This is a genomic window from Bdellovibrionales bacterium, from assembly GCA_016716765.1.
Classification (GTDB): Bacteria; Bdellovibrionota; Bdellovibrionia; order Bdellovibrionales; family UBA1609; genus JADJVA01.
In genome coordinates this window covers 456888-472653 of record JADJVA010000025.1, presented here as the reverse complement: position 1 = coordinate 472653, position 15766 = coordinate 456888, and the positions used below count along the sequence as shown (strand labels likewise).

The following is a 15766-nucleotide window of genomic DNA, read 5'->3' as shown; positions in this document are numbered from 1 at the left end:
TCAACACCCATTATCAGTGAAGGTCATATAGCCTCCATCAGATGTGTTCGCCGAATATCCCACTGACCCAATCGCCGAAAGCTTGCGAATCGAAATCCACCGATTGCGCGAAAAATTTACGCATTCGTTCGTAGTCACTTCTCTGCCTAGATACGAAACAATAAATGTATTAAATCCGTCGCCTGATCCATCCCCCTCATTTGTGGTGGAGCCGTAAATAGGAATATTAAAATCAAGCATTCGCGCAACAAATGAAGTGCCAACACCCCAAAATAGGTTTGGGTCACCTGCATTCGTTGGCTGGTATTCAGGAAATTTTATGGAAATGTCTCCGACAATGGGAGGATGCTGAATTGAAAACCAACCATTTCTATAAAGTGGAGCAAAAACGGGATGGTTGGTCAGTTCTTCATATTTATTAGTTGCCATGGCTTCCTGGGCAGGCGGAGCAATGTGAGCCGCATAAAAATTTCGAGCTGAAGCAAATGTAATGTACTGAGTGACCTCGACTAAGGTGAGAGTCAAAGACAGAGCAAACATCAAAGATGCAAATCCCATAACCATAATAAAAGCAAAAATGAAATCGATCGTTAAAATACCTCTCTCTGAATTCAAAACTGAAAGTGGCTTTTGAACATTCATTTTGCTGCAGCTCCCTTCACCGATACATGCCGCTTGTGAACATTGGGATGAACCTGCATACTAGCTGACCGTTGCGCCCAAACTCCGTTTTGAATCATCCCGGCCAAATTTTGCCAAGGTCCGGAGATAATCTTTTTTATGAGTTCTTCCTTTTTAAAGAAATTTGTGACAAACATTGTAATACCCAACAACACGACGGCTAGCAGAATCGCCTCGATAACTGACTGTCCCTTTTCATTTGAATTGAGAGAGTTTGAAATTGAAGCCCATATTTTCATCATTTAGCTCCAGACCAGGCTCAATTGAGTCAACCAGCCAAAGGCGAGAGCTACCGTATAAGGAATCCTTTGTAGTTGAAGCTCCTCTCTCTTTGTTTTTGGCAGGGCCAGTTTGATTGTGTTTTTCAATAGCTGTATTGCATTTCCAGAAAGCGCAGCTCTGATCAGTCCCAGCAAGGCTCCCCAAAAAAACGAATACACTAAAACCCAAAGAACCGTATTCCAATCCGTAGACAATCCAAAGATCGTAAGCAGTTTGAGATCGCCACCACCCAGTATTCCGCCTTTAAAAAGAGGAATACACAGGACAATCGCCATTCCTGAGCCCAAAAGTCCCTGATGTATCCCAGAAAGCTGCATGAATATACCAACTGTGAGTATCGTCACTAATCCTAGACTGAGGATGAGCCAGTTATGAACTTTACCTGATCGAAGATCATCTATGAGACCAGCCAATAGGATAGTGGTGGGCAGCCCCACGGCCAATGCAGTCTGCACTTCAACTCCCACCTGGCTTTAACCAATTGATCTTGTCGCCATCTGTTGCTTTACGAAAGCCCCAACCAGTTGAAATATTTCTCTCAACTCGAGCTCCTAAACGTGGACCGGATTTCTTAAATGTTCCCAAAGGCCCAGAATCACCAAGGAACACTCCCATGATGATGAAAGCATAAAGTCCCAATAACAAAACCAGTTCAACGGTCATCAGACAACCCCCCATGTGAGCGTCAACCGCATTCAACAAACGCCATACGCAGAACCTCCAATACGTTCATTGAAGGTCCTTCATTGCCTAAGACCAGTAAAAATTCTTCAGAAACAATCACTCACCAGTAGGAACAATACTTCCCATTCCGCCAGCCAAATCGCTCAATTTCTCACCAACCATTCCTTTGATTCGCAGCCCAAATAGCATCACAAGTCCAACAACAACCACAAGGAGCAGAATATATTCTGTTGCTCCTTGACCTGATTCATCAGACCAAATGGCTTTAGCGAATTTCTTGAGGTCTTTCATAGCGTTCTCCCTTATTTCTGTATCGGTACAAGACGACCAATACATGAGCCTTAGGACAGTAACTTCCTAAAGAATTTATATGTTTTTAATTATTTGCCCTATGAATTCACGAACTACGTTTAGCGATTGATAAACGTGAAATGCGCTATGAATTGATTGTAGCATGGGTCTGAAAAGCCTCAAGAAATCTCTTTCTTTCGTGCAATAATTGACACTCTTATGCTTCAACATGAGACAGTGTCAAAAGCCTATACACCTACCTGTCATCAACTCGGCACAAAGTTGATTTTGCTTCAAAGTCCCCACTCCACTTATAATTGCGTTTGACCCGCAACTGAGCTGCTGCGTGCCGGAACTCACCTGTTACGGACTTATCACTCTTACAGGCCTTCATGAAGGAATCTAGCGAAACTTTGAATTCGCCAATCTCAAGACCGCTTTTTGCCAATCCAACTAGCGCTCGAACCGATTCTGGATCAGATTTTACGGCCTGGCTAAAATATTTAAATGCCGAATGGTTATCCTGAATCTCCAAGTGATATCGGCCAGCCGCACTCTGAACAAACTCAGAGCCCTGAAATTTCTTTGCTGCCTCTACATAGGCCTTCTGTGCCTTTACTTTTTCGCCGGCATCACGATAGTTATTTGCAAGGTAGACATAAGAGTCAGGATAGTCCGGATCTCTATAAATCGCATCGAGACAATTTTTCAATCCACTGTCAATGTATCCGTCAAGGGAATCCAAGCGACAAAGCTTGTGATAAAATTCTTTTTTTGCGCCGAATATGTTCGACATATCCTTAAGAATTACCTTTGCTTCATAGTAATTATTTGTCGATTCAAAGAGAAAAAGAAGATTTTCGTACGCAGGAAAATACTTTCGATTCGAGCTAATTGCCGAACGGTATGAACTAATCGCTTCATCAGTCTTCTTCAATTCTGCGTAGGCATCTCCTCTTCTTGTTAATACGAGATAGTCAGATTCATTTTCCTTGATAGTCAGTTCTAAGACGCGAATTTCATCTGTGTACTTTTTTTCGCTATGCAGGGAATCAGCCAACAAAAGACGAGAGGACTTCGAAATCTCAGTCAAGTGACCAATAAGAAGTTCTTCAACCTTCCGATGATCACCCGCCTGAAAGGCCTGATTTGCCTTTTCCTCTCTCTTCTTAATCGTTTGCTTTGGTTCCGAATGATCTCTAGAAGGTTCACCTTTTCGGGGCCTGCCTGCTATTGCGGACGTACCAATTAAAAGGGCTACTGAAAATCCCAAAATAAACCGATAAAGCATAGTGGATTATACCAACAATTGTTCATTTGTGGACGCTAAAAATGAATGAAACAAATCTGCCGACAGCTCGACTTATCCGTTCTCAATCCGGACAGGGCGTGATCGAGTATATCCTGGTCCTCATTGTTATCGTCTCCATTGCTATTGGCGTGCTCTATCAATTTAACGGATCATTCTCCCGATGGGCCACTTCCTACTTTGGCAGTTACTTCGCTTGCCTCCTCGAAACAGGTGAGCTTCCAGGCATAGGGGGGGCTGGTGGTGACACCGGAATCTGCAGCCAACTTTACGAGAAATTTACCTTTACGGCCGGTGTGCCACCAGGTGGTGGAGGCGGTGGTGGTGGCGGAGGCGGTGGTGGCGGTGGTGGCGGAACAAAAAAGCCGGCTCCCACACCAGGAAGTGAAGGAAGTGGTAGTTCGACAGGCCAGGCCTCTTATTCGAGAGCTGGCGGTCGAGGCAAGGCAAATGCTAACTCTGGTTTCGATCAAAGTGAGGGTGGCGCACAAGCTTCCGTAAAATCAAAAGGAAACAGAGCCAAGGCTGGGAGTAAGAATCTCTACACTGGAAGTACTGAAATTTCTTTGCCAGGTTCAGTCTCAGGACAAGGTGATAGGAGCAAAAAGATCAAGATATCGACATTGGATAGGGCCTTTGGCCTAGCTGCCGAGAAAGAAAAGGACGCAGAAGAGAAAATATCCGCAAAAACAAAAAGTGATAAACTCGCAGGCGGAACGAACAGAGAAGAAAAAATTAGAGTAAACCGTAAGATCGCTGCAAAAGAGCAAACTATCGATGAAAATGAAATGTCGTTTGGAAACTTCATCCGGATTCTAATTATAGCAGCAATCATTATCGCTCTTGTTGTTCTCCTTGGCGGTCAAGGCCTACAAATAAGCAAATCTTGGGATTAATGCGATAAGTTATTGGCAATTGCATTCCATCCCGCCCTTAGCAGCATCACATGAGAGAAAATTTTCAAGGAAATCTGGGATGTTGAATATTTGATACTAAGTAATGAATAGTATTCAGTAGGGGGATGTGGGGATGGATAGCTCGGGAATAGTCACGATTTATCGTGAAGGTCTTTTTACTTTAGAGGAGGCCGGTCAATTGCTGCCGGTAATCCTTCGATTAACTAAATATCACAGCAAAAAGGTGGACGCACTGATCAGTCGCCTGGAAACAGAATATCCGCAAGGACGGGGAGGCTCGGAACTTGAAGAAGAAATTAACTCATTGATCAATTCATGGCACGACAAAATTAAAAAGTTGGGCGCCGTTTCTAAGGGACTTTGGCTGGTTGACTTTGACTCTGGAGATGGGCATTTCTGCTGGAAATATCCGGAAGAAAAAATCAAATATTGGCATGGCTACAGCGATGGCTTTAGCAATAGACGGCCCGTCGAAGATTGGATAAAGGAAAAGCTGAGGACCTCTGAAGGGAATTATTCACTCCAAATAGACTAAAAGTGGTATTTTCTTGTTACTTGACCGTCTACTTTTCTGGTCTGTCTGTACGTGAGGAGCATGTTCATGAGGATTGCTTTGGCGCAAATCAACTCGGTTTTGGGAGATTTTTCTGAAAATCGAAAAAAGATTTTCAACTATTGCCAACGAGCGGCTGAAAACAATTGTGATCTCATTGTCTTTCCTGAGGCATCCTTGTTTGGATACCTTCCAATGGATCTTCTCGAGCGTCGCTCAGTCATTGAATCTCAGAAACAACAGCTACAAATTCTGAGTAAGGAAATACCAAAAGGATTGACCGTACTACTTGGAGCGTTCACAGATAATATAAATTCATCGGGAAAATCGTACCACAATTCAGCTGTACTCATTTCAAAAGACAAACACCTCAGGTTCTTTCCAAAAAAACTGCTCCCAGCCTACGACGTTTTTGACGAGGGGAGGCATATTGAACCAGGCTCACCGAAAAAGAATAATTTTTTTTCGCTTAAGGGTAAAAACATTCTTGTTACCATTTGTGAGGATCTGTGGGCATGGCCCGAGATATCTCCTTTGGGAAGGTCCCCCTACACCAAAAATCCACTGACGTCTGTGAAAAAGAAAGTGGACCTGGTGGTAAATCTCAGCGCCTCACCTTATACTTCACAAAAAGATTATTTTCGAAGAAAGGTGGTCGCAAAAACCGCTTCCTATTTTAAAGCTCCAGTGATTTACGTCAATATGGTGGGCGCGCAAGATGAGTTGATTTTTGACGGTGGCAGCTTCGCGGTAGACAGAAGTGGCAGTTTGCTGACACAAGCACCCTTTTTCGAAGAGAATTTGCAAGTCCTTGATCTTGATAGATCTAAGAATCACGCCTCCAAGAGAATTCCCCTCCTTCAAGAAGCGACTTTCCAAGATCGAACTCCTCCGCCAAGCTCTTGTTTTGGGAATCAGAGATTTCGCACAAAAAATTGGTATTGGTCGTCTGCATCTCGGCCTTAGCGGCGGCATCGATTCAGCTCTTGTCGCCTGCTTGGCAAAAGATGCTGTTGGACCTCAGAATGTATGTGGCATCTCGATGCCTGGGCCCTACAGCCGACCAGAGAGTCTTGTCTTGGCCGAACAACTTGCTCAGAATATTGGAATTGAATTCAAGATCATTCCATTGAATCCCATGTACTCTTCTGTTATTTCCGGGATTGAACAGTCCTTGGGAGCTCGAGAATTTGGTTTGATGAATGAAAATGTTCAAGCACGATTGCGCGGACTTCTATTGATGAGCTATTCAAATCGGGAAAATAGCCTTCTTCTAAATACAAGCAATAAGAGTGAACTCGCTGTTGGGTATAGCACTCTCTATGGAGATCTGTGCGGAGGCCTTTCTCCGATAGGCGACCTTCTCAAAAGCGAGGTCATATCTATGTGCAAACACTTTAATCTGGAATCTGAACTCATACCTCAAGAGATCATCACACGGCCTCCCTCTGCTGAACTGAGGCCAAATCAACTGGACCAGGATACTCTGCCTCCCTATGACTTACTCGATGGAATTGTTCATAAATTGGTGGTCAAACGAAAGCCGCCACGGGGCCCTTTGGAAAAAAGAATCCTAAACCTCCTGATGGCCTCAGAATTTAAACGATGGCAGGCTCCACCGATATTGAAGGTATCAGATCACGCCTTTGGTCGAGGACGCCGTTTCCCCATCGCCCAACATTCTCTCGATTGAAGGACTAAATAGCCGTCTATAACAAACCATCCAAAAAACCAAGTTGCTTTGGCTGAGGTACGATCTGTGGGAATCGGATTTCTGCGCGGCCAGTTAAATTGATCAGATTTTCAAGAGGAGGCATTTCTAGAATATTTCCAGTTATTTTCCTTATCAAGTGAATGAAAAGCTCTCCACAATAGGAAGCGTCTGCTTGGGCTCTGTGAAATTCCTGAGAATCAATGTTCAAATGCTGAACAAGGGTACCTAACCGATAATTAGCCAATCCTGGCAGGATCCTCTTCGCCATCCCATAGGTATCAAGAATTACACCTTTAGGAGCGCGAGCATCAAACTTCTTGATATCAGACGTTAAGAACTGGGCGTCAAAAATTGCATTGTGAGCGACGATCACATCGGCATCACAAAAATCAGCAAAGGAATCAAGCAGAACATCAATTGTCGGCTTTCCTTTAACCATGTCGTCAGTTATTTGGTTAACTCTAGATGCTGCAAGAGGAATTGGAACGAGCGGGTCCACAAGCGTTGAGTAAACCGACTCCACAACCCCATCAACAAAGCGAACAGCCCCAATTTCAACGATCCTATCTACCCCGGGCAAAGTTCCCGTTGTTTCAAGGTCAAAAGCTACAAACTGCATAGATTTTTATTAACGAAGAAGTCATACTGTTTCAACAATGTTCATCAAAAAGAATAAAAATCATGACACTTCATCCATTCTCTTCAATCCACCAGGAGAAAAAGTCACAATTGGAACCAGCAAGACTGTCTTAGATGTTGCACTCAGACATAATATTGAGATCCCACACTCCTGCGAAGGCATGGGGACCTGTACGACCTGCCGAGTGATTCTTACCAAAAATCCCGTTTCGGGTTTTTTACCGCGAACGTCCATTGAAAATGAAGTCGCCATTGAAAGAGGATTTCTTGACGATGAACGACTTGCCTGCCAACTGGCCCCCTGTCCTGGTATGGAAATCTGCATTCCAAATTACCAAAAATAAGGCCCCTCACAATCAGTGGCTATTTGACCCAGCCTAATTCCGAACAAAAAAAGGATTCGTAAAAATCCATGGAATCCACTTCTTGCCATCGGGAAGAGGCAAGGTTGGAATAACCCTCACCATGACGCGATAAACGCCAGGGCCGGGCAACCTCAAAGTTGTCTCCACAGAATTAGACACCATGATCTTCTCCCCATTCCGGTAATAGATCACATCGAATGGCACGTCTGGCTTTTGCGGCAACACTGTTTTCAAGATCATTCCCGGCTCAAATTTGAGATCTCCTCCGATGAGCACAGGAGGCTGATGCAATCGTTCGATAAGAGAAATAAAACCCCTCGGATTCGCAAGGGAATCCAAGCTCATATAAAATTGCCCCTTTCGAATGGCTGAGGTGATTTTCTCTCGATCTGATTTGCCATCACCGGTCAACTCTGAAGGCAGTAAAATGTGATTCCGAACAAGTCCAAACAGAGTTGAATAGGAAGGAAATTCAATTGAATATTTTTGTGAAATCCTCAGTTTTGCTTCGGCATCCGAACCCGCAAAGCCCAAAACTCTTCTATCGAGATTCAAACGATCCCAAAGAGCAATTTCCTCCCAAGGCATTTCAAATATTCTAATAAGCGCCATTCTGCTGTTAAAAGGATACAGAAATAAAGTCCAAAAAAATGATGCCCTTCGCTCAATCCAAGACTTTTGCCAGATGGATTTTAGATTGATAATTTCAATCCCATCCAACCCAACCGGAAAATTCCCTTTCCATTTAAAGCCGGGCTTAAAAGGGTGAGCCAAAACAAAAATACCCAAATCTCTCGCTGTATTAATGTTCGTTAGTTGGTCTGCAAAAAAAATCTGCGATCGACCAGGTCCTCTTAATTCAAGGGGATCCGATGAATCAAAATTCAAAATTCTTGAATCTAAATAACTGTATTGTCCATCGACAAAAACATATAGATTCCCGTGATATCCCTCAAGATTCTTAGGCTTTAGCTCTTGATTTAAATCAGTAAAAAAAATAAAATCCAACTCTGATTCCTGGGCAATGGAGATCACATCCTGAATGCTGCGACTGCCCCTGCCAGAGGTAGTATGAACATTCATAATTCCCTGATAATCATAAAATCCGCTCGGATTTTTGGTAACGAGCTCTGTTGGCATCACAGAAAGATTCCATTGACTGATAACAAGTCCGTATCCAATAAAGAAAATCAAAACACCAGATAACAACAGCAATTTTTTCATTGAGGAATCACTTTTAGTAAATCAAAATCATCCCCTATCTCCGTTCGATCAGAAATCATGAAATCTTTAACGTACTCGACAGGCAATGATTCTCCACGCAATGTAAGAAAATAAAATGGCTCCTTAGGAGGCATTGATCCTTCCAGTCCATCAAAAAAATCAAATCGCCCACTTCCGCGAAGCTTGTAGATGGCTTCTCTATTCAAAAAACTCATCTTGGCAGCAATCTGATAGGAATGCACAAACAATGGCCGGTACTCTCTCGTTTCCCCGAAAGCTGATTCTATCCGTTTGATCTCTTTCAATTTGGATGGCGTCCACTTTTCTGGAATGATTCCGAAACCTAAATCCACAATAAAAAATGAAGTCAGGGCAACCCAAGTAACCAAAGTTATCTTAAAAAGTCGCGAAGGAAAATAGAGGCCTGCAACCGCCAGAAAGAAGGGGTAAGCTACAATTGGCCAGTTTGCTTCGACCTTACCCCTGAAAGAGCTTGCCAGAAAAAAAATGAGAGGGCCCAAGGCAAAAAAGTTCACCCATTTCGGCAATCTCTTGCTTCGAAAATTTAATAAAAATGCCCAAACCACGAAGGGAAAAAGCAAGCCGACCTGTCCAATAAAATAGGACCACGTCCAAAAAGGATTCCATTTCGAATGGCCCAAACCATGATGGATTTGAAAGCGAAATGATGCAAATTCGTTATTCAAATTCCATAACCATACAGGCAAAGAGGTCAACGAAAAGGAAAAAGTCGCCATCAACAAACATAGCAAATGACCACGAGTCAGCTTCCTTTCCCACAGAGCCCAAATCAGGGCAATCAGTCCAAAAAGACCCATGTGATATTTTGAACAAAACCCCAACCCCAAACAAACTCCAAAAGAGGCGGCCCATTTCAATGATTTTGTTTCAATTGTACGAAGGAGCGCTAAAGTCGCTAAGGGCAAAAAGAACATCAGAGGCAAATCTGGAGTGACTACAATCGAGCCAGGCCCGGTGAGCGGATTTAAAAGCCACAAAATTGCCCATTTCCACACTTCGTCATCACCAAGGAATCTCTTCAAAATAGGGATCCATATCCAAAATGAAAAATGAAGAAAAATCACGGAAGGGATGCGCACAAAAGAATGATAATTTTCAAAAATGCGACCGAATTGGAAGAGCCAGGCCACAAATGGAGGATGATCGAAGTAGCTCATTTGAGGGTACTTTGACCATACCCAATAATAGGCTTCGTCGGGGGACAGGGGCAAATAACCCGCAACTATTATTTTGATTAGCAAGGCTAAAATCCATAGCCAGCTCAGACGTGTCAAAATTAATTCCTGGTTATGGATATTTTAGTTTCTTAGATTTCCCAAGATCCCCTGGAACTCCCTTGTCAATGCCATTGTGAATGATATTCACTGCGCCCCCATCCATAAGATCAATGCTAACTGAAGATTTACCCTTAATCGTATGGACCTGCTCTGGCTGCAACGCAAGCTTTTTCAGATCCCCGCCATCAATGCGAAAAGTCACTTCAACTTTGTCCAAGGCTTCTATAATAATCTCCTGAGTTCCACCTTTTATTCCGACTGGTGCTGCACCTTCCTCAGTCGGGTTTTTAACTGTATTCAATACTTCTTTCGGCGATACTCCCTCCAATGTTTTGTTCACTGGCTGATCTGAGAGTTTCGCTGGGGTTGCAGATGGTGAAACCGACGGCGTTACCTTGATATCGGCAATTGGCTTATTCACCACCGGTTCAACAGGCAGTTTTGGTCCTCCTGTCCCATTGATTTGTTTACTCGGTTCTGGATTTTGATTGGACGGCAAAGCTAGGACTGGGGACTTCTTCGTCTCGTTTGCTGTCGACCGCGACAAATCAGATTTTGATGTTTCAGACTGAACCGCAGATCCCACTGATTTCGCCGTTCTCAGCTGATCGCCTTCGTCAATATTAGTTTCACCCTCATGTTTCAATCCCACAATATCTTCGGGGGCATTGGAAACGTGGCCCTCCTTTTCATATTTTTCAACAATCCCCTTCACTCCGACAATCAATCCTATGAGAAGTATAATACTACCTGCCACCAAAGATTTTGAGGTCAATGAAGTATCCTTAAGAATCGGCAAATTGTGATACCAGGGTATTGATGAGCTTTCTTTCTTCTCTGGCTCCTTGTTTGCCACTCCAAGCTCTTCTATCGCTTGAGGCTGTACGTTTAACTCTTCATTAAAGAGAGCCAGTAATTGGTCACCATCCATCTTAAGGTGACCAGCGTAGGACCGAACAAAACCGCGCAAAAAAGAAATGGCTGGAAGCTTATCCATGTTGCCAGCTTCCATGGCCTGCAAAACACGTGGATTGATTTTAGTTGCTAATGCAACCTCACTGATTGTCATACCCTGTTTTTCGCGATTCTCTTGTAGTACCTTGCCCGTATTTTTCATTTCCACCTACCTGATCATTTTCAGCATATTCTTAGACTGACCACTGTACTTCCCCTCGGGAAAAAGAGCGATCAACTCCTCAAGTCGAGCAACAGCACGAGACTTGTCCCCAGTTTTATAATAACTAAGTGCGCTAAAATAATGAGGCTCATCGAATTTTGAAGACTTGCATAAAGCAATCGCTTGGTCAAACGACTCCGCAGCTAACTGAAAGTCGCTCAACTCGAAAAGAGCACGTCCGTAATAGTTGAAGGTGAGGCAATTCTCCCTTTTTATCCCAAGCGATTTCTTTAGATAATCCCTGGCGACAGCGAACTCACCCTTATTAAAGTGAGCAATTCCCAAATTCGTCAGCGTTTTATCTGGAAATGGATACGTAAGGTCCTCATTTGCTCGTTTTAAAACGACTATGGCCTGATTATAGTTCCCCATTTCGATATAAAGTCTCCCCAGATTATTTCTTGCATCCGTGTAATGAGGAGCCTTAACCAAGGCCATTTGAATGTGTTGTTCAGCTTCGGGGTACTTCTGCCGAACAAAAAAGGCAAGGCCGAGATTGTTTTGAATTGCTGGATTTTCAGGGTCTAATTGCTCAGCTATCAGTAATTCCTGAAGAGCTCCCGGGTAATTGCCCTTTCCAAGTAAGGCCGTTCCGATCTGCAAATGCAGTTGAGCTCGACGCTCGACCGTTGCCTGTCCCGGAGCACACGAGAAAAGAAAAACAGGAGCAAGGTGTATAGAAACAGCTGCTAGAATCGATAATTTCGATTTACGAAACCTCATCTTGAGAACCTAACAAAGAAAAGACATCGGCGCAAAAAATACGCCCTGAATGTTTCATGGAGTTTGCGCACAGCTTCAGGGAAAAAACCCAAAGACCCACAAAGGTAGTACGAGCTTCCTATCCCGTCCGCAGGACGGGATAGAGGTGCTTATAGCTCCCGAGACCTAAACGTTAACGATCTCAGACTTCTCAAAAAATAAGCTCAGCTCACGTTCAGCACTTGCGTGACTGTCGCTGCCATGGACCGCATTCTCACCCACATTGTCGCCAAAGAGCCGACGAAGCGTTCCCACATCTGCTTTTGCAGGGTCAGTGGCACCCATAAGTGTTCTATTCTTTTCCACAGCATTCTCACCAGCCAAACAAATGATCACTACGGGTCCGGAAGTCATAAAGCTCACCAACTCACCAAAAAAAGGTCGAGCCTTATGCTCAGCATAAAATTCCTCACATTTGGAACGATCAAGCCTTGTCATTCTTAAAGCGGCAATCCGGAGGCCATTCTCTTCAAATTTTTGGACAATCGCGCCCACGACATTCTTCTTGACCGCATTCGGCTTAATTATACTAAATGTTCTTTCAGTTGCCATTTTTGTCTCCTCGCAAAATTCCTGGGCTCCTTATAGGCGGGGCCCAAGATGTGCGTCAAATAGATTTATTTCAAGCTGTTCTTAAGAGTCAGTCCCAGTTCGGCTGGGCTCCGGGCAATAGAACAGTTGGCCGCTTGAAGAGCTTCAAATTTGGCTTCGGCCGTCCCTTTGCCACCACTGATAATGGCTCCCGCATGCCCCATTCGTTTTCCCTTTGGGGCGGTGGCTCCGGCAATAAAACAGGTCACGGGCTTCTTGAATTCACGCTTGATGTACTCAGCCGCCTCTTCCTCTGCTGAGCCACCAATCTCCCCAATCATGATGACGGCATCTGTATTCTTATCCGCATTGAACATCTCCAAAATATCAATAAAATTTGTTCCGTTCACGGGATCGCCGCCAATGCCAATGCAACTGCTCTGGCCAAGTCCTTGATTGGTCAACTGCCAAACGGCCTCATAAGTCAAAGTTCCCGAGCGGGAAAGTACACCAATGCGACCGGGCTTATGGATATGCCCAGGCATAATTCCAATCTTGCACTCACCCGGCGTGATAACCCCGGGACAATTAGGACCAATGAGACGTGTCTTGCGACCCTGCATATATCTCTTCACTCTGACCATATCCAGGACTGGAATTCCTTCTGTGATGCACACCACCAAATCAAGCTCGGCATCAACGGCTTCCATGATCGCATCTGCAGCAAGAGGCGGAGGCACATAAATGACGGATGCATTGGCCCGGGTCATTCGAACTGCCTGTTCCACGGTGTCAAACACGGGCAATCCTAAGTGTTGACTGCCACCCTTGCTAGGAGTGACCCCTCCTACCATCTTGGTACCATAGGCAAGCGCTTGTTCAGAGTGAAAGCTCCCCTGTGCTCCAGTTATACCCTGGCAAATAACTCTTGTATTTTTATCCACCAAAATAGCCACTAGCGACCTCCATTTATTTGGCCAACAATTTTCTTTGCGGCATCCGTTAAATCATCGGCGGGAATGATGTTAAGGCCGCTTTCAGTCAGAAGCTTTTTTCCCAGTTCAACATTAGTCCCCTGCAATCGAACTACCAGCGGAACTTTTAAGCCTACCTCTTTGCTAGCCGCAATCACTCCTTCAGCAATGATGTCACATTTCATGATCCCACCAAAAATATTCACTAAAATGCCCTTCACGTTGGGATCCTTGAGGATCAATTTAAAGGCATTGGTCACTTTCGCTTTGTCAGCTCCTCCTCCTACATCGAGAAAATTCGCAGGACTCCCGCCTTGAAGCTTAATAATGTCCATTGTGGCCATTGCTAGACCAGCACCATTGACCAAACAACCTATATTTCCATCCAACTTAATAAAAGCAAGTTCATACTTACTCGCCTCTATCTCTGAAGGATCCTCTTCGCTCAAATCACGATACTCAACAATGTGAGGCTGTCGGTAAAGGGCATTGGAATCAAAGTTCATTTTAGCGTCAAGGGCGATGACCTCCCCCTCTTTTGTTTCAACGAGTGGGTTGATTTCTGCCATTGAGCAATCGCTCTTAACAAAGGCCTCATAAAGGCTCAAAAAAACCTTGGATGCTTTGGCTGCAACCTTTGCCTTCATTCCAACATTAAAGGCCAGTTGTCGAGCTTGAAAAGGCATCAATCCAACTGCAGGATCAACAACCACCCGAAAAATCTTTTCAGGGGATTTTTCTGCCACTTCCTCAATGTCCATTCCACCCTCAGAACTTGCCATCAGAGTGACTCGTCCACAGGCGCGGTCTAACAGAGCCGCAACGTAATACTCCTTCGAGATATTACAACCTTGTTCGACATAGAGTCTCTGAACCACTTTGCCTTCGGGACCCGTCTGGTGAGTCACCAAATTCATTCCCAAAATATTTTTTGCCACACTCCGAACTTCATCGAGAGATCTGGCCAATTTTACTCCGCCACCTTTCCCTCTTCCTCCGGCATGAATTTGGGCTTTTACGACCCACAATGAACCTCCAACATCCGTGGCCGCCTTTACGGCCGCCTCTACTGACACAGCCATAACGCCCTTCAAGGTCGTTACGCCAAAATGACGAAGAATCTCTTTGGCTTGGTATTCATGTATATTCATTGCTATCCTCTCCTTTGGCCTTATGCCCTACTTGTAATTAAGTTTTTTGAGAGCTTCGACAAGTTCTTGCACGGCCTTCACCGAATTATCAAGGCCAGCTCTCTCTTCATCGTTGAGCTTCACCTCGATCACCTTTTCAAGGCCCTTGCCTCCCAATTTGCAAAGAACTCCAATAAAAAGATCTCTCACTCCATACTCACCCCTCAAGAAAGCGGCACAAGGCAGTATTCTTCCTTGGTCTTTCAAAATTGATTCTGCCATCTGTACGGCGCTTGCGGATGGCGCATAGTAGGCGGAGCCTGTTTGTAAAAGCTGGACAATTTCTGCTCCACCTTTTCTTGTTCTGTCGACAAGAGCGTCAATGCGGTCTTTCTTCATGATTTCCATAAGCGGAACTCCACCGACAGAACAGTGTCTGGGCATGGGCACCATTGTGTCCCCATGACCCCCAAGTACAAAGGCCTGAACGTCTTTAACACTGACATTCAACTCCTCTGCAATGAATGATCGAAAGCGAGCCCCATCGAGAACTCCTGCCATGCCGATCACTCGCTCCGGAGGATATCCCAAAGTTTCCTTTGCCACGAAAGCCATGGCATCAAGAGGGTTACTCACAATAATCGCAACGGCGTTTGGAGAATACTCCCGAATCCCTTCACAGACTGCTTTCATGATTTTCGCATTCGTCGCTAGCAAGTCATCGCGACTCATTCCGGGTTTCCGCGGAATTCCGGCAGTGATAATCACCACATCTGAATGAGCAGTATCCTTGTAATCCTTGGTCCCATAAACGCGAGAATCAAAACCATCAACTGGAGACGCTTCATAAAGATCTAGAGCTTTTCCTTTGGCCGCTCCCTCATTGATATCGACGAGAACAACATCGCCGAGCTCCTTTATTGCTGCCCAGTGTGCGCACGTGGACCCAACAAAACCTGCACCAACAACAGTTATCTTTTTTCTCTTATGCATCATGATTTCACTCCTTCAATCCCTCTCATAAAATGTTGTCAATTCGCAACAAAATCAAATGTTTAGATTCGATGTATAGCAAACCCAGGCTTTTGTACAACCAATCTATCTATATATATGGCAATAAGCGGTTTGAAAAAAAATTGCGACGAAGATCTCAGTCCAGATTAATGCTTGGCACAAGCTATGAAGATAATCAAATTTGCCAGTCTCCATTGGTT

The 15766-nt window shown here is 44.4% G+C and carries 18 protein-coding genes and 1 pseudogene; 4 read left to right on the top strand and 15 right to left on the bottom strand.

The window, feature by feature from the left end; translation table 11 throughout:
• From IPL83_18625 to IPL83_18600, 6 genes are all read right to left on the bottom strand, one after another.
• Positions 1 to 642 (bottom strand): hypothetical protein, encoded by a 642-nt coding sequence (locus IPL83_18625; protein MBK9041135.1) that lies wholly within the window; start codon positions 640 to 642, stop codon positions 1 to 3.
• The gene (locus IPL83_18620) at positions 639 to 923 is read right to left on the bottom strand and encodes a hypothetical protein (GenBank protein ID MBK9041134.1); all 285 of its coding nucleotides are present in this window, start codon (positions 921 to 923) and stop codon (positions 639 to 641) included. Before IPL83_18620 ends, IPL83_18625 begins: the two co-directional genes overlap by 4 nt.
• Entirely contained in the window at positions 924 to 1418 is a 495-nt protein-coding gene (locus IPL83_18615) for a prepilin peptidase (GenBank protein MBK9041133.1), read from the bottom strand.
• A gap of 1 nt (position 1419) precedes the next feature.
• On the bottom strand, positions 1420 to 1626 hold the full coding sequence (locus tag IPL83_18610) for a hypothetical protein (protein MBK9041132.1): 207 nt from the start codon (positions 1624 to 1626) through the stop codon (positions 1420 to 1422).
• A 117-nt stretch (positions 1627 to 1743) separates the two neighbouring features.
• Positions 1744 to 1938: a hypothetical protein gene (locus IPL83_18605; GenBank protein MBK9041131.1), complete on the bottom strand. Its 195-nt coding sequence runs from the start codon at positions 1936 to 1938 to the stop codon at positions 1744 to 1746.
• A gap of 256 nt (positions 1939 to 2194) precedes the next feature.
• A complete protein-coding gene (locus IPL83_18600) occupies positions 2195 to 3229 on the bottom strand; it encodes a tetratricopeptide repeat protein (protein ID MBK9041130.1) in 1035 nt (344 codons plus the stop codon).
• 41 nt (positions 3230 to 3270) lie between these two features.
• Here IPL83_18600 and IPL83_18595 point away from each other — a divergent pair, with 41 nt between their 5' ends.
• The 3 genes and pseudogenes from IPL83_18595 to IPL83_18585 all read left to right on the top strand — a co-directional run bounded on the left by IPL83_18595 (position 3271) and on the right by IPL83_18585 (position 6410).
• On the top strand, positions 3271 to 4143 hold the full coding sequence (locus tag IPL83_18595) for a hypothetical protein (protein ID MBK9041129.1): 873 nt from the start codon (positions 3271 to 3273) through the stop codon (positions 4141 to 4143).
• Between the two features lie 133 nt (positions 4144 to 4276).
• Positions 4277 to 4699 carry a DUF2203 domain-containing protein gene (locus IPL83_18590; protein MBK9041128.1) on the top strand — a complete coding sequence of 141 codons (423 nt, stop codon included), beginning with the start codon at positions 4277 to 4279 and terminating at the stop codon, positions 4697 to 4699.
• Positions 4700 to 4765: 66 nt separating this feature from the next.
• Positions 4766 to 6410: pseudogene (locus tag IPL83_18585) on the top strand (NAD+ synthase).
• A 16-nt stretch (positions 6411 to 6426) separates the two neighbouring features.
• Here IPL83_18585 and IPL83_18580 read toward each other — a convergent pair.
• Positions 6427 to 7050 carry a 3'-5' exonuclease gene (locus IPL83_18580; protein MBK9041127.1) on the bottom strand — a complete coding sequence of 208 codons (624 nt, stop codon included), beginning with the start codon at positions 7048 to 7050 and terminating at the stop codon, positions 6427 to 6429.
• Between the two features lie 37 nt (positions 7051 to 7087).
• Here IPL83_18580 and IPL83_18575 point away from each other — a divergent pair, with 37 nt between their 5' ends.
• Complete coding sequence (locus IPL83_18575; GenBank protein ID MBK9041126.1) at positions 7088 to 7414, top strand: (2Fe-2S)-binding protein; 327 nt, start codon at positions 7088 to 7090, stop codon at positions 7412 to 7414.
• A gap of 33 nt (positions 7415 to 7447) precedes the next feature.
• Here the strand turns inward: IPL83_18575 and IPL83_18570 are convergent, their stop codons facing one another.
• From IPL83_18570 to mdh, 8 genes are all read right to left on the bottom strand, one after another.
• Positions 7448 to 8659 carry a hypothetical protein gene (locus IPL83_18570; GenBank protein MBK9041125.1) on the bottom strand — a complete coding sequence of 404 codons (1212 nt, stop codon included), beginning with the start codon at positions 8657 to 8659 and terminating at the stop codon, positions 7448 to 7450.
• Positions 8656 to 9975 carry a glycosyltransferase family 39 protein gene (locus tag IPL83_18565; protein MBK9041124.1) on the bottom strand — a complete coding sequence of 440 codons (1320 nt, stop codon included), beginning with the start codon at positions 9973 to 9975 and terminating at the stop codon, positions 8656 to 8658. Before IPL83_18565 ends, IPL83_18570 begins: the two co-directional genes overlap by 4 nt.
• 13 nt (positions 9976 to 9988) lie before the next feature.
• Entirely contained in the window at positions 9989 to 11095 is a 1107-nt protein-coding gene (locus IPL83_18560; protein MBK9041123.1) for a helix-turn-helix domain-containing protein, read from the bottom strand.
• A gap of 6 nt (positions 11096 to 11101) precedes the next feature.
• A complete protein-coding gene (locus IPL83_18555; GenBank protein MBK9041122.1) occupies positions 11102 to 11878 on the bottom strand; it encodes a tetratricopeptide repeat protein in 777 nt (258 codons plus the stop codon).
• Positions 11879 to 12043: 165 nt separating this feature from the next.
• On the bottom strand, positions 12044 to 12469 hold the full coding sequence (ndk, locus tag IPL83_18550) for a nucleoside-diphosphate kinase (protein MBK9041121.1): 426 nt from the start codon (positions 12467 to 12469) through the stop codon (positions 12044 to 12046).
• Positions 12470 to 12534: 65 nt separating this feature from the next.
• Positions 12535 to 13404: a succinate--CoA ligase subunit alpha gene (gene sucD, locus IPL83_18545; protein MBK9041120.1), complete on the bottom strand. Its 870-nt coding sequence runs from the start codon at positions 13402 to 13404 to the stop codon at positions 12535 to 12537.
• On the bottom strand, positions 13404 to 14573 hold the full coding sequence (gene sucC / locus IPL83_18540; protein ID MBK9041119.1) for an ADP-forming succinate--CoA ligase subunit beta: 1170 nt from the start codon (positions 14571 to 14573) through the stop codon (positions 13404 to 13406). The genes sucD and sucC overlap by 1 nt, the downstream gene beginning before the upstream one ends.
• A 27-nt stretch (positions 14574 to 14600) precedes the next feature.
• Positions 14601 to 15545 (bottom strand): malate dehydrogenase, encoded by a 945-nt coding sequence (gene mdh, locus IPL83_18535; GenBank protein ID MBK9041118.1) that lies wholly within the window; start codon positions 15543 to 15545, stop codon positions 14601 to 14603.
• Positions 15546 to 15766: the final 221 nt, after the last annotated feature.

What these genes read in the sequence shown, in the direction of transcription:
- mdh (MBK9041118.1), bottom strand. Translation starts at nt 15,545, where the DNA reads ATGCATAAGAGAAAAAAGATAACTGTTGTTGGTGCAGGTTTTGTTGGG.
- IPL83_18625 (MBK9041135.1), bottom strand. Translation starts at nt 642, where the DNA reads ATGAATGTTCAAAAGCCACTTTCAGTTTTGAATTCAGAGAGAGGTATT.
- IPL83_18620 (MBK9041134.1), bottom strand. Translation starts at nt 923, where the DNA reads ATGATGAAAATATGGGCTTCAATTTCAAACTCTCTCAATTCAAATGAA.
- sucC (MBK9041119.1), bottom strand. Translation starts at nt 14,573, where the DNA reads ATGAATATACATGAATACCAAGCCAAAGAGATTCTTCGTCATTTTGGC.
- IPL83_18580 (MBK9041127.1), bottom strand. Translation starts at nt 7,050, where the DNA reads ATGCAGTTTGTAGCTTTTGACCTTGAAACAACGGGAACTTTGCCCGGG.
- IPL83_18570 (MBK9041125.1), bottom strand. Translation starts at nt 8,659, where the DNA reads ATGAAAAAATTGCTGTTGTTATCTGGTGTTTTGATTTTCTTTATTGGA.
- IPL83_18595 (MBK9041129.1), top strand. Translation starts at nt 3,271, where the DNA reads ATGAATGAAACAAATCTGCCGACAGCTCGACTTATCCGTTCTCAATCC.
- IPL83_18560 (MBK9041123.1), bottom strand. Translation starts at nt 11,095, where the DNA reads ATGAAAAATACGGGCAAGGTACTACAAGAGAATCGCGAAAAACAGGGT.
- IPL83_18610 (MBK9041132.1), bottom strand. Translation starts at nt 1,626, where the DNA reads ATGACCGTTGAACTGGTTTTGTTATTGGGACTTTATGCTTTCATCATC.
- IPL83_18590 (MBK9041128.1), top strand. Translation starts at nt 4,277, where the DNA reads ATGGATAGCTCGGGAATAGTCACGATTTATCGTGAAGGTCTTTTTACT.
- IPL83_18555 (MBK9041122.1), bottom strand. Translation starts at nt 11,878, where the DNA reads ATGAGGTTTCGTAAATCGAAATTATCGATTCTAGCAGCTGTTTCTATA.
- ndk (MBK9041121.1), bottom strand. Translation starts at nt 12,469, where the DNA reads ATGGCAACTGAAAGAACATTTAGTATAATTAAGCCGAATGCGGTCAAG.
- IPL83_18605 (MBK9041131.1), bottom strand. Translation starts at nt 1,938, where the DNA reads ATGAAAGACCTCAAGAAATTCGCTAAAGCCATTTGGTCTGATGAATCA.
- IPL83_18575 (MBK9041126.1), top strand. Translation starts at nt 7,088, where the DNA reads ATGTTCATCAAAAAGAATAAAAATCATGACACTTCATCCATTCTCTTC.
- IPL83_18600 (MBK9041130.1), bottom strand. Translation starts at nt 3,229, where the DNA reads ATGCTTTATCGGTTTATTTTGGGATTTTCAGTAGCCCTTTTAATTGGT.